The organism is Yersinia vastinensis (genome assembly GCF_044905075.1).
In the GTDB taxonomy this organism is placed as follows: domain Bacteria; phylum Pseudomonadota; class Gammaproteobacteria; order Enterobacterales; family Enterobacteriaceae; genus Yersinia; species Yersinia vastinensis.
This window is the reverse complement of sequence record NZ_CP173260.1, coordinates 2015382-2028574: the sequence shown is the minus strand read 5'-3', so window position 1 is coordinate 2028574 and position 13193 is coordinate 2015382. Positions and strand designations below refer to the sequence as shown.

Sequence of the window (13193 nt, the reverse complement as noted above, 5' to 3'; positions counted from 1 at the left end):
GACACTACCCTTATTACTATGGCAGCTGAAATTTCTTTTGCAAACACGCGCTGAAAAGTCTTTTGGGAACATTTCTGTCGATAGAGGCCAATTTGGTGTTTTGTGTTGTTAGATTCAACTTGTGTATACTGCACTACTCCTAACCAGAAAAAACAGACTAAATAATGTCACAAGAAAATCATCTCGCGTTAGTCTGCGCCCTCAGTAAATGGGTCGAAACCCATCTGGGCCGGGTCATCTATCTTGAAGAGTTAGCCACATACTCTGGCTACTCTCTTTGGCATATGCAGAAAATATTTAAAGAAGTAACGGGGATATCGTTAGGTAAATACATCCGGGAAAGACGTTTAGCTGGGGCGGTTTATCAGCTTAGAAGCAGTGATAGCACCATTTTTGACATTGCGTTGGATTTTGGCTTTGGCTCACAGTCCCACTTTACTTATATGTTCAGAAAACGTTACGGCATAACCCCTTATGATTTCAGGCAAAATACCGATATTGACCTTAATATTGCCTTACCCTTACATGCTATTCACCAAAAGCTAGCATGACATCCACAATGGCACTATTCGCCTGAGTATTGGTTTCTATCAGGTGAATAAAGTTCTCAGGTTTTCTTGTAGCAGTTTTGCACATCGATGGTTTGCACTTCGTTACGTTGGCGGTCCGCCATATAGGTCATCACAAACATGGTGCTAACCACAATAAGTGCGGCCAATAGCAAACCAATCAATGCAATAACTTTATTGTCATCAAACAAACCCTTATCCATACATTCTCCCTAATTTCTATGGCACCCTAGATTAACCATAGGATCACAATCAACGTAATTGCAATCAGTAAACATGATGTTGTAAGTAAAACCACGAGCGCAAATTGTGCATCGCCAATTCCCGAAGAATAATCACTATTCTGGGTAATATTTTGTCGTTTTTTCAAAGCAATACCTACTGGTAAAACACACCAGCCGTGACCCTGCATAAGAAAAACCGCGTCTTTTATTGGATACCGTTTTATTGAAAAACCTACCAACACCTACCTGATAATAGGTTATTCCAACGCGATCCTGTCGTAGTCTGTGTTATAGATCAAGCCCAACCATTGTAAAAATAAGGGCATTGCCCCAACACATTAAAGTCGATAATGTATTGCATGTGATATTCGGGTTTCTTTACACCCTACCGGCCTGCACTTAATAACGTAATCTTATCACACTGAAATAATCCCTGTCGCCAAGCTGTAGAGTGCGACGAGAGCGGCGATGAGTGCTACAGCAAAGAGACATTTCTCAAAAGAAGAGAATATTGGTTTTTTCTGTTCACGTTTAGCAATTATAAACAATAACGTTCCGGGACCGTATATCACAGCCGATAATAATATGTATTTTAAGCCCCCAGCATAAACCATCAATATGGCGTATAACGTGGCTATCAAAGCAAAAATTAAATCTTTCTTGTGGTCTATCGAATCAGTCGGGTAAGTTTCTCGAGTCCAAGCCAATTTCAACCCATAGGCCGCAACCAGCAGGTAAGGAATCAACACCAGCGAGCTGGTTAACTCTAGAGCAAGTTGGAATGCATACTCAGTAAAGAGTGTAATGATTAAGAATAATTGGATAAAAATATTAGACATCCAAACCGCAGCTGACGGCACACCACGCTTATTCTCAGTAGTAAATATGCTCGGCATAATATCGCTTTTCGCCGCACTATACAGTGCTTCAGCGGCCAGCAGTGTCCATGACAGATAAGCCCCCATCACAGAAATAATCAGCCCGATACTAATAAATATCGCGCCCCAGCGGCCAACAATGTGCTCTAACACCCCAGCCATCGATGGCTGACGTAACGCGGCGAGTTCTGGACGAAGTAGCACACCATATGAAAGCATCGTGACCAAAACTAACAAACATAGAACACCAATGAAGCCTAACACCGTCGCGATACCAACATGTTTACGTTCTTTAGCGTAGCGGGAATAAACGCTCGCGCCTTCAATGCCGACAAAAACAAAGACTGTGACTAGCATCGTGCTACGTACTTGCGAAAACAAGCTATCGGATCCTGCGGTTATTTCTAAGGCCGCATGGCCGGTATAGCCATAATCATCCAGGTGGGAGAGGTCACCGACAGCCCCTAAAGACTGAGTCCCCCAAAAGTTTAAAGCAAAAGTATCGGTGTGAAATGCAAACGCCAATACAATGATAAATATAAATATCGGAATAACTTTAGCAAAAGTAGCAATAGTATTAATCGCCGCCGCTTCTTTGATCCCCCGCAATACCATAAAGTGGAAGCTCCATAAGATTAACGAAGCTATTAATACCGCAGAGAGTGTATTCCCATCACCAAATAATGGGAAAAATGCGCCGAGCGTCGATTTAATCAATACAAAATAAGACACACTGCCGATACATGCCCCAGCCCAAAAGCCAATTGCTGAAGCAAAACCGGCATAATCACCAAACCCGGTTTTTGCATAAATATAAACACCAGAATCTAAGTCAGGTTTGCGCTGCGCCAATGTTTGAAAAACAAAGGCCAGAGTCAGCATTCCCCCACCAGCAATGACCCAAGCAATCAGGGCACCAAAGCCGCCGGTTGCGCGACCAAATGTCGCGGGTAAAGAGAAAATACCGGCACCTATCATTGAACCAACAACGAGTGACGTTAATGACCACAGGGACAATTTCTTATTTGATGAGGCCGCCATATTCATTTCCATTTGTATCGATTAATCCCAGATAAAACAGATTAACCTAATGAAAGACTAAGTCCTATAGATGATATTCAGTGAAAACGTGAGTTGGTATCAAAAGTTGAATATTCATAAATTGAGTATAGCAAGACAAATAATGCACGCAGTACTGCCCGTAATGATCTGGTGCATTGTTAGGAGGAAGGATACTAAAGCTCAACCGATTGGAGATAAGGCTGTGTATTGTTAAAATTAAAACCATACAAGCTTATTTAATGCACAATTTAACTCATCAGATTTTTCGTTAAATAATAACGATGATACTCGCCTACGACATTTTCTAGCGTCATTTTCAATTGATAGCCCTGTTTTTCATAAAAAGGTCGAGCTTGAAAACTGAATGTATCGACTTGGGCAAACCGGCACCCTCGTTGTACAGCCTCCTGTTCAGCAGCATATATCAGTTTACTACCCGCCCCTGAATGGCGTAATACGTCTGATACCCATAATAATTCGATACTTAAGTAATTGCCTAATGTGTAGCCCGTAATCCCACCCAACTTTTCACCTTGCTCGTCGGTAATAAACACCGCTAGCGGTTTTCGAGCATGATCACCAACAAAATTGCGGTTAAATGCTTTCAGCCCCGCAATGATATCCGCAACATCTTCATTTGTTGGGGCGTCAGTGAGTGTTAACTTCATGGTCATGCTCCTTATGATGATTTTTATTAACAAGACTCGATATTATCTTTGTAACAATGCCATTTCCGCAGATGGGAATTCTATTAGCTACCAATAACTGGTGAAATAAATGCTATTAAGAACCATTTACATTTATAATGCTGCCGATAGCTTTTTTAATATTTGTACCTTTTTTCCTCTGTAATTGTAAGGATGTCTCAATGCTCCGCCGCTTCTTTTCTTATTACGCTCCGTACAAAGGGCTTTTCTATCTGGATTTTGGTTGTGCCATTTTGGCTGGATTGTTGGAACTGAGCTTCCCGATGGCCGTCAAGCTATTCATTGATAAGCTACTCCCCAATCAGGACTGGGTGTTGATAGTTTGGGCGGCTACCGGTTTATTACTCATTTATCTGCTCAATACAGCGCTAATGGCAATAGTCAACTATTGGGGCCATGCACTCGGCGTCGGCATCGAAACCGATATGCGCCGCCAAGCGTTCAGTCATCTCCAAAAGTTATCATTTAGCTATTACGATAATGTGAAAACCGGTCATATCATTACACATGTCACAAAAGATCTTGAAGAAGTTGGGGAAATTGCCCATCACGGCCCAGAAGATCTTTTTATTGCCGTTATGACCTTCATTGGTGCTTTTATTCTGATGGCATCGGTACATCTGCCACTGGCCATGCTCACAATCATTATTGTGCCGTTTATGACCTATTTGGTCAGTCGCTATGGTGCACAAATGACGGACACCTGGCGCAGGTTATTTGGTCAAGTCGGTAACTTTAATGCCCGCATTGAAGAGAGTATTGGTGGGATTCGTGTCGTAAAAGCTTTCGCTAACGAAACGCATGAAAAGAAATTATTCGCAAAAGATAACGAAGATTACCGCACCACTAAATTGCGGGCTTACCGCATCATGACCACCAGCATGACCATGAGTTACCTGAGTACTCGTTTGGTACAATTGATTGTGATGGTGGTTGGTACTTGGTATGTGGTTCATGACCAATTGAGCTATGGGGGGTTTGTGGGCTTCCTGCTATTAGTTGAAGTTTTTTTCCGCCCGGTGGCCAAAATCACGTCTGTATTGGAAAGTTATCCGAAAGGAATTGCCGGCTTCAAACGATTCACTCAATTGATTGATACGCTGCCTGATATTGTTGATAAGCCAGATGCGCGCCCTGTCGGTCACCTACACGGTGATATTTGTTACCAAAATGTCAGTTTTGGTTACTCACCACAGAATAAAATTTTTACTGATTTGAATTTGCAAATTCGTGCGGGTGAAACGGTGGCATTCGTTGGGCCATCAGGTGCAGGTAAAACCACACTATGTTCATTATTACCCCGTTTCTATGAACTTGATGACGGTACAATCACCATAGATGGCATCAATATTCGTGATATGACCCAACAGTCACTGCGTAATAACATCGGTATTGTTCAACAAGATGTATTCTTATTCGGCGGGTCTATCCGTGAGAATATCGCCTATGGCAAGCTGGATGCCAGTGATGACGAAATCATGGCAGCGGCACGACAAGCTCGGCTTGATGAATTGATTGAAAGCCTGCCAGATGGCCTAGATACCGTGGTCGGTGAGCGTGGCGTAAAATTATCTGGTGGTCAGAAACAGCGGTTATCTATTGCGCGTATCTTCCTAAAAAATCCGCCTATTTTAATTTTGGACGAAGCAACATCTGCGCTGGATACCGCCACAGAACAAGCCATTCAATTGGCATTGACTGAATTATCTCATGGGCGTACCACTCTCGTTATCGCTCACCGCCTAGCCACCATACAAAATGCTGACCGCATCATTGTGGTCGATAAAGAAGGTATTGTAGAACAAGGTGATCATCACGAATTGCTCGCCCGTAAAGGGGCCTATGCTAAATTGCATAATGCCCAGTTTAGTGCTGCCTGATACTCAGTAAAAACCCACCCGCAGATGGACCCGAATGGTAAACTGGAGGAAAATTCAGCCAAAACCATTCCATCGCGGGCTTAAATAGGGTACAAGGACGCCATGAAAATTCCAAAACGAATCCAACCGCTGGTTGATGACGGCTTGGTTGACGAAGTCATCCGTCGTTTAAAAAGTGGCAAAGAAGCCGATGTTTACGTTGTCCGGTGTGGGCAAGATATTCGCTGCGCTAAAGTCTACAAAGAAGCTGAAAACCGCAACTTCAAGCAAGCAGTTCAATATCAGGAAGGCCGGAAGGTACGTAATAGTCGTGATGCTCGCGCCATGGCAAAAGGCTCTAAATTTGGCCGAAAACAGCAAGAAGAAACCTGGCAAACTGCTGAGGTCGATGCCTTATACCTGTTAGCCAATGCCGATGTTCGTGTACCACAACCCTATGCCTGTCTTGATGGTGTCTTACTCATGGAGTTGGTCACTGATGAGGATGGGCTAGCAGCTCCGCGACTTAGTGATGTCCCATTTAGCAAAGAGCAAGCCTTGATCGATCACGCCATCATGATCCGCTATGTCGTTCGGATGTTGTGCGCCGGCTTGGTTCATGGCGACTTATCAGAATTTAACGTGTTAATCGATAAAGATGGTCCGGTCATTATCGACCTACCACAGGCGGTCAATGCCGCTGCCAACAATCACGCCAAATCCATGCTAGAGCGCGATGTGGCAAATATGACGCACTACTATGGTCAATATGCCCCCGAATTACTCAATCGTAAATATGCCAAAGAGATGTGGGCGCTTTATGAAGATGGCAAACTTCACCCCGAAACTCCGTTGACCGGTGAATTTGCTGAAAGTACGCAAACTGTCGATGTTGATGGCGTATTAGAGGAGATCAAAGCGGTGATCGAGGAAGAGCAAGAACGCCTGCGTGAAGCTCAGGACCCTTACTAACGTCAGCTATAGTCCATCTCTACGTAATATTTGAATATCAAAAGGTAAGTGAAATGCTCCCACTCGCGATTTCACTTACCCACTTTACCCTCCCCCTCATTTCAGCAAATATCGCACCGCCATATGATCAGACGCATAGGTCAGTAAGGCAGCAATTAAGGGCACCGTGACCAATGCGCCCGCGTTATTCGCTTGGGGTAATCTTCCCATCACAGCATAATCTATTGTTCTATTTGACTGTTGCGTCATCTGATTGGGGGAAATTATCTGATATTGGCCCGTCAATGCAGGGCTTAAGGTATCAAGAGCAGCGGTTAATTGATCAGGAGTACGATTGTAATCCCCCATCACAATCCAACTCGCTTCTGGCCGAGCCCCTTGCACTGTTGATGTCATGTAATTATTTATAAATTGTACAATTTGTGGTGCTTCATTATTGCTTCTGGCCTCAGCATGTATGCTAAAAAAATAGTCATTGCCAAGACGAATGCCCAATGTTGGCCTGGTGTTATTCCCACTGGCCATGGGTGGCACAATAATGATTTCCTCTGCTCGAGCGCGAGAGACAATAGCCAAATTAATGCGCGATGCGGCACCACTTCGGCCACGATCAAAGTGGTAAATATAAAAATCATTCGGGCGTCTAGTGGTACCGACATTCCATAGATATTCTTGCACCATATGGCTTGCTACCCCTCGACGACTGGGATTTATTACTGTGTCACTCCCACCTGGAAGTGATGTCACTGCGACTTGTACATCTGTTCGAGGTATTCTTCTTTCTATCTCAGAATGCTGGCCCGTCAATACAGGTAAAACAATAGCGGTGGGGGGCGCAGCTCCGGTTTCCTGCAAAGAAATAATATCCATGCCATGAGTGGTAAGCATTCCCATGATGCTGGTCACCCATTTGGAATGGCTACCATGACCACTTTGTGCCCCCTACATATTCCAAGAGGCTAATTTATAATCTGTAATATCAGCTTGAGCAGCCATACACAGGATTGAAAGGCTATAAAAAATCCCTTTAAATAATTTTTTCATATTCCCTCCGATTTTATTTTTGTTCTAAGGGATGAGCGCTGGGATGATAGCCCAATAAAAACGCTTGTCTGTTTGATCGCAAACATCACTGTATATAGAGTAATATGATGTACCAGAATACATATAAATACATTCACCATTATGCGCGAACTTTATGAGCATGGCACCCGTGCTAATAAGTTGAAAGTTAACTTTCTGTTTTTTGTGATTTGATGTACAAGGCCCTTCTACTATCTGATAATTTCTCCCATAATGCTGAAGACATAGTCCAGAGTATTGATTAACAAAGGAAATCGTTCCATCTGGTTGGTATAAAATCCCCCAGTTAGGTGTTTGTTTCCAATTACCTGAAAAAGTGTGGGCATAGTCACCCCAAAGATAACTACTTTCTCTATCATTATTTCTACGATTGAGATAATTATTACTATAAGTCCCATGACTGCCATTGCTATATATTAAAGCACCATGTTTGATATTGTATATGGATTTGTAGACTATTTTATCATCTGCCTGAATCGGATTTATTAATGATATATTTAATATTAAAATAATGGCATTAATAGGTTTGAATTTATTCACTCCTTTAGACATACAATCACTCCTTTTTTAACTTCCATCTCAGAAATTAGATCAAGCGGAGGAGTAATTAAATTTTCATTTTTGTTATAGACAGCATATTGTGGGGCAGCAATATTCTCTCCCTGCCCCATATCATCCAACTCCGATGTTTTATATCAATCCGTCTACATCAACTCAATGCTATGGACTCTACTCGGTTTTTCCCCGCAGTCTTCGCTTGGTACAGTGCTTTATCTGCTGCATTCGATAAATCTGTCGCTGAAAGGTGATCACCGGGTTCAGAGACAGATGCCACACCAACACTGATAGTCACTCGCCCCTGTGGAGACATACCATGAGGAATATCCAACTCTTCAATAGAATGACGCATACGTTCCGCAACTGCCGTCGCATCCACGAGAGTGCTCGGTGCCAGCAAGACGATAAACTCCTCACCGCCATAACGGGCCAGAATATCTGATCCACCACGAATAGATTTTGATAATGTCTCGACAATGCTCTTCAGACAAACATCGCCCATCGCGTGCCCATAGAGATCGTTGAAGCTTTTAAAGTTATCGAAATCAATCATCAAGACAGATAGCGCACCTCCCTCAATGCGATGCTTCTTCCAAGTCCGCTGATAAAGAAAATCAAAGTGACGACGATTTGCTACCCCCGTCAATACATCAGTTTGTGACAATGCCTTTAAGATTGATTCAGACTGTTTGAGTTCTGTGATATCAAAAAATGAGCCATACCACATAACAGATCCATCGTCTTGCCGAGTAGGAAAAGATTCGCCATGCAGCCAATGTGTTCCTTTCTCGGGTAGCACAACTCGAAAATCACAGTGCCAAACCGACATATTTTGCCGTGATGTGACAATTGCCTGTTTTAGTGCATCTAGATCGTCGGCATGAATACGACTAAATAACGGGTTCTTTTCTCTGGGGACGTACAAAACATCCTCAGGAGATAGATCAAATATTTTACGCACGCCTTCACTACAATATTTAAAATAGGACTCACCCTCTGTATTTAAATAATAAGCATAGATCATTGCTGGTATATTTTTAGTTAATCTATCTAGCAGTTGCTTGCTTTCCTCCAGTTTCATGAGCAAAGACTTTCTATCTGAAATATCAGATATAACACTAATGTAACCAACGACTTGGTCTGTGTCTGACATTATTTCATGGACACTGAGCGCTCCCCAGAAACGTTTTCCATCTTTACGTTGATAACACCATTCACTGGCATCACGCCGGTTATGTAATAAATAATCCAACTCAGCTTGGGCATCACCTTTTTCTGGAATATATAATATATTAGATATAGGATACCCCAAGACTAGATCCTTAGAATAACCAAACATTCTTTCCGCACCTACATTAAATATAGTAATGCGGTTATCTAAGTCAGTAGTAATGATTGCAACCTGCTTTTCAGCATTCAGCAAGACATCCAGTTGAAGATTAGATAATTCATTTTCCCCATTCTCTCTCTTCACTGGATTACCTTTTTGATGCTGGTCCAATACTTTCTTGGCAAAAGACCTCAGGTAGTTATGACAAAAAGAAAATAAAGACATAAAGATAAATCACCTATTATTTAAAGCCTAAAAACAACTCATTGAAATATAATGAAAATACTTGAAAAAACCAATAATAACATGGCTAACTATAACATACGCCACTGGATCAGTGTAGATCTGTACTGAAGGTCGGCCCTATTTGATAACGAATGACATTCAACTTAATAAAATCATTACAAATATTGCCAAGAAACCTGAAACAATAATCCGCCATGGTAATGCGGATTATTGTTGAACCATTGGAGCTCTAATGAAGACATTACTCATGATTTTCTTGTCGACAGCATTGTTATTAAATGCCACCACCAGTTTTGCAGAACAACCTGTTAATAAGGAATCAGTTGATAAACAATCTATTAATAAACAACCTAGCGAGACCTGTAAGCGCCCACCTGAGCCCCCAAAAGATAAGAATGGCCATCCCTTACCGCCACCCAAAGAGCATGATAAAAACCACCCACCAAAGGGACAGCCACCTCATGATAGCAAACATCACTGTCCACCCCCTGAGGATAAAAAAATCAGGGACTAAACTCTAGTATTTGCCTATTTAGGCATTATTTATAATAGATCCTAACTTTAGCCAAGGATGGCTTTATTTACCTACTCTCACCTCCAAAAAAATAGCAATATAATACATTTAACTGGATATAATTTGTATTGCTACATTTAATAAAATCACGCTAAGTTAAAAAATAACTTAGAGTCACCTCATAAAAATCAGACACATAGCAAAAGTAAATTTAATAATAAAAAACTTTATTTCCCCTGCCATGATTAATTTTGCATTCCATACTGGCAAGATATTACTTTATCGCTCATGCTAAATGGCGAGATAATCTCATCCGAATACATCAGCAGTATCAGCCTCAAGATAACAAACAAATAAGGACATAATTATGCTTTATAAAACGTTCCCTAGCATTATTATTGTAACTGCTCTACTGGCAATAATAACATCCGCATTTGCGGCATCCTCCCCCACAACGCCAAAAGATATGACCTGCAAAGAATTTCTAGATCTTAATCCTAAAAGTATGACACCCGTTGCTTTCTGGATCCTCAATGAGGATACTCAGTACAAGAAAGGGGATAATGTCGATTTTCAAGAAATAGATACTGTTTATACGCCAAAAATAATTGACTCTTGCAAGAAATCACCGGATAAGAAAGTCACAGATGTGAAAAAGGAATGGTGATAACCATCAAACTATCAGTGTAATATCATTATTAGCCCCGTATTCATTGTGTGGGGCTATTATTATTTTCGAGGGATAAGTATGTTAAAAATAATTTTATTGGCATCATTGCTGGTATTACCCATCAATCAGGCTTTAGCGATTGATTGTAAAAGTGCCGTCACGCAACTGGATATGAATCAGTGCGCAAATTCAGATTATAAGAAAGCAGATGCAGAACTTAATCGAATTTACCAAGACGTTTTAGCCAAAACATCGGTGGCCCAGAGGCCATTACTGAAAAGCGCGCAACTAACGTGGATAAAATACCGTGACGCCGACTGTACCTTCCAATCATCAGCCACTGAAGGTGGCTCAGTACACCCAATGATTATTTCTGCTTGTTTAACCCAAAAAACCAAAGAGCGTACCGCACTATTAAAATCCTTCCTCAACTGCCCAGAAGGCGATTTAAGCTGCCCTCTCTAGCTTGCAATAGCCTTTCTCCGTAATGAGAGGCATCTAGGATTTATTTTGCCGCATAATTGAGGGAGTCAAACCATAAGCCGCTTTAAAACAGTTGCTAAAGTGACTGGCCGAACTAAAGCCACACGCCAAAGCGATATGGATAAGCGGCATCGAACTGAACTTTACTAGTTGCTCTGCATGACTTAAGCGAACCTTTAGCACAAACTGATGTGGCGCTAATCCAGTGCTTTGTTTGAACATCCGTGCAAAATGGAATTCACTCAAGCCCGCCTGTTCAGCAAGATCTGACAATAGCAATTGCCGAGATAGATGGGCATCTATGTATTCCCTGACCCGCTTTAACACGACTGGCGCTAAACCACCTCGAATGGCAGGAATTGCCCACTGCAACTGGGTATAATTCTTCAGCAGATGAGTCATCAGTAAGGTGGTTGCACTGCTGAGAGCCAAATGATTCGCTTGTTCTTGCCAATGACAGTTCAGTAAAAACTGGCGATATAACAGCGTTATTTGCGGGTCTTCTGCGAAAATGCGTTCATCCACCTGAATAGATTGTGGGCTTCTTTCCCAAATCTGTTCTGCTAATTGCCGTAAATGTTCATCAGTGCAATATAAATGCACAAATGACAAATCATCGCGCACATCCCAGCTAGATAGACTGCCCTTGGGCATAAGACAAAAACGATCTGGCCCACCACCGTTTTTCCACCCACCTCGTGTTTTGTGATAGCACTCATAACCGTCGGCAACATAGAGACTCAACGTGTGATGATCTGGGCTTTCTTGAGTCACGCAATCATCACGATTAGACCAGGCCGCCAGTTGAATACCCGAACCAAGTTGCACGCAATCATGCAAGCGAGCTTTATGTTCTTTAAGGGTTTCAAAGGCCTGATACCGTTGTAACATCACACTGACTTCCTGTGGTTAAAACTGACGCCACCAGTTTAATGGCTTGGTGTAATGCAAACCATGTTTTCCAGCTATTTATCTCAGAAATGCGCAAGATTTTGCAATTCACAGCAATCTAATGAAAGCAGGCTCTCCTTGTATGATTGATACTCATGTTTTTCAAAAATAATGAGAAACCGCCATGAACATGCTGCTTTATTTGTTGGTTGTCGTGATTTGGGGCACAACATGGATTGCAATAACCCTGCAACAGCAAGGAAGTGTTGCCATTACAGTATCAATATTTTATCGGTTTGCTTTAGCGGCTGGTGTCATGATGATCTTTTTACTGCTTGCCCGGCGCTTACGCCATCTCGCTCTGGGTGACCACCTTTTTTGCATTGCGCAGGGATTTTGTGTTTTCGCTTTTAACTTTTACTGTTTTTATCATGCCGCGGCTTATATCAGCAGCGGTTTGGAGTCCGTTATTTTCTCGATGGCGGTTTTATTTAATGCCATTAATGGCATGATTTTCTTCCGTCAACGGCTCAGTCCGAATCTGCTACCGGCCAGTATTCTCGGGATGACGGGCATTATCTCGTTGTTCTGGCACGACTTAACCGCAACACAAATTGCGCCAGAGTTACTTAAAGGAATTGGTCTGAGCCTGTTGGGAACCTACGGGTTTTCACTGGGTAACATGATAAGCAGCCGCCATCAGCGTCGTGGACTAGATATTCTGTCAACCAATGCCTACGCAATGACTTACGGGGCTGTATTAATGGGGCTGTTCAGCTTGTTTCAGCATCACTCTTTCACTATCGAACTCACGCCACGTTACCTCGGCTCATTACTGTATCTAGCCATCTTTGGTTCTGTTATTGCCTTTGCCGCCTATTTCAGCTTAATTGGCCGCATCGGAGCCAGTGGTGCCGCCTACAGCACATTGTTATTTCCTTTAGTCGCGCTGACCATCTCAACCTTCTATGAGGGTTATCATTGGCATCTCAATGCCATTATTGGTTTGATCCTTATCCTACTGGGTAACTTGGTGATGTTCTCTCGACCGGGCATGGTGCAATCTTGGTTTAAGCGACCATCATTGGGATAACGTCTTATTCAAATTTTATTAATAAAAATGCACCCCAAACTCTGAGGTGCATTT

15 protein-coding genes are annotated in these 13193 nt (G+C 42.3%); 7 read left to right on the top strand and 8 right to left on the bottom strand.

Going from position 1 to position 13193, the window contains the following annotated elements:
- Nucleotides 1–164 precede the first annotated feature (164 nt).
- On the top strand, nucleotides 165–551 hold the full coding sequence (locus ACIOG0_RS09360) for a helix-turn-helix domain-containing protein (protein ID WP_050097353.1): 387 nt from the start codon (nucleotides 165–167) through the stop codon (nucleotides 549–551).
- A 56-nt stretch (nucleotides 552–607) separates the two neighbouring features.
- Here ACIOG0_RS09360 and ACIOG0_RS09355 read toward each other — a convergent pair whose 3' ends face one another.
- The 4 genes from ACIOG0_RS09355 to ACIOG0_RS09340 form a co-directional block, all read right to left on the bottom strand.
- Nucleotides 608–772, bottom strand: coding sequence for a hypothetical protein (locus ACIOG0_RS09355; RefSeq protein WP_050097352.1), 165 nt, complete (start codon nucleotides 770–772; stop codon nucleotides 608–610).
- A gap of 26 nt (nucleotides 773–798) precedes the next feature.
- The gene (locus tag ACIOG0_RS09350) at nucleotides 799–981 is read right to left on the bottom strand and encodes a hypothetical protein (RefSeq protein ID WP_050097351.1); all 183 of its coding nucleotides are present in this window, start codon (nucleotides 979–981) and stop codon (nucleotides 799–801) included.
- Between the two features lie 228 nt (nucleotides 982–1209).
- Entirely contained in the window at nucleotides 1210–2712 is a 1503-nt protein-coding gene (locus ACIOG0_RS09345) for an amino acid permease (protein WP_050097350.1), read from the bottom strand.
- Nucleotides 2713–2981: 269 nt separating this feature from the next.
- Nucleotides 2982–3401: a GNAT family N-acetyltransferase gene (locus ACIOG0_RS09340; RefSeq protein WP_050097348.1), complete on the bottom strand. Its 420-nt coding sequence runs from the start codon at nucleotides 3399–3401 to the stop codon at nucleotides 2982–2984.
- A gap of 200 nt (nucleotides 3402–3601) precedes the next feature.
- Between ACIOG0_RS09340 and ACIOG0_RS09335 the strand changes: the two genes are divergently transcribed.
- Together ACIOG0_RS09335 and ACIOG0_RS09330 are read left to right on the top strand one after the other, a co-directional pair.
- On the top strand, nucleotides 3602–5320 hold the full coding sequence (locus ACIOG0_RS09335) for an ABC transporter ATP-binding protein (protein WP_050097347.1): 1719 nt from the start codon (nucleotides 3602–3604) through the stop codon (nucleotides 5318–5320).
- A 102-nt stretch (nucleotides 5321–5422) separates the two neighbouring features.
- A complete protein-coding gene (locus tag ACIOG0_RS09330; RefSeq protein ID WP_050097346.1) occupies nucleotides 5423–6271 on the top strand; it encodes a PA4780 family RIO1-like protein kinase in 849 nt (282 codons plus the stop codon).
- 96 nt (nucleotides 6272–6367) lie between these two features.
- On the opposite strand, the gene ACIOG0_RS09325 is transcribed toward ACIOG0_RS09330, so the two are convergent.
- The 3 genes from ACIOG0_RS09325 to ACIOG0_RS09315 all read right to left on the bottom strand — a co-directional run bounded on the left by ACIOG0_RS09325 (nucleotide 6368) and on the right by ACIOG0_RS09315 (nucleotide 9467).
- A complete protein-coding gene (locus ACIOG0_RS09325) occupies nucleotides 6368–7165 on the bottom strand; it encodes an endonuclease/exonuclease/phosphatase family protein (protein ID WP_235895339.1) in 798 nt (265 codons plus the stop codon).
- Nucleotides 7166–7339: 174 nt separating this feature from the next.
- Nucleotides 7340–7906: a hypothetical protein gene (locus tag ACIOG0_RS09320; RefSeq protein ID WP_050097343.1), complete on the bottom strand. Its 567-nt coding sequence runs from the start codon at nucleotides 7904–7906 to the stop codon at nucleotides 7340–7342.
- Between the two features lie 157 nt (nucleotides 7907–8063).
- Entirely contained in the window at nucleotides 8064–9467 is a 1404-nt protein-coding gene (locus ACIOG0_RS09315; protein ID WP_404705007.1) for a diguanylate cyclase, read from the bottom strand.
- A gap of 253 nt (nucleotides 9468–9720) precedes the next feature.
- On the opposite strand from ACIOG0_RS09315, the gene ACIOG0_RS09310 reads away from it, so the two are divergent.
- The 3 genes from ACIOG0_RS09310 to ACIOG0_RS09300 all read left to right on the top strand — a co-directional run bounded on the left by ACIOG0_RS09310 (nucleotide 9721) and on the right by ACIOG0_RS09300 (nucleotide 11137).
- On the top strand, nucleotides 9721–10002 hold the full coding sequence (locus ACIOG0_RS09310) for a hypothetical protein (RefSeq protein ID WP_128450836.1): 282 nt from the start codon (nucleotides 9721–9723) through the stop codon (nucleotides 10000–10002).
- 367 nt (nucleotides 10003–10369) lie between these two features.
- Complete coding sequence (gene hdeB, locus ACIOG0_RS09305) at nucleotides 10370–10669, top strand: acid-activated periplasmic chaperone HdeB (protein WP_050139649.1); 300 nt, start codon at nucleotides 10370–10372, stop codon at nucleotides 10667–10669.
- An 81-nt stretch (nucleotides 10670–10750) separates the two neighbouring features.
- A complete protein-coding gene (locus ACIOG0_RS09300) occupies nucleotides 10751–11137 on the top strand; it encodes a lysozyme inhibitor LprI family protein (protein WP_050097339.1) in 387 nt (128 codons plus the stop codon).
- 33 nt (nucleotides 11138–11170) lie between these two features.
- On the opposite strand, the gene ACIOG0_RS09295 is transcribed toward ACIOG0_RS09300, so the two are convergent.
- Nucleotides 11171–12046, bottom strand: a complete 876-nt coding sequence (locus ACIOG0_RS09295) for a helix-turn-helix domain-containing protein (protein WP_050097338.1) — start codon at nucleotides 12044–12046, stop codon at nucleotides 11171–11173.
- Nucleotides 12047–12230: 184 nt separating this feature from the next.
- Between ACIOG0_RS09295 and ACIOG0_RS09290 the strand changes: the two genes are divergently transcribed.
- A complete protein-coding gene (locus ACIOG0_RS09290) occupies nucleotides 12231–13139 on the top strand; it encodes a DMT family transporter (protein WP_050097337.1) in 909 nt (302 codons plus the stop codon).
- The last annotated feature ends 54 nt before the right edge of the window (nucleotides 13140–13193 follow it).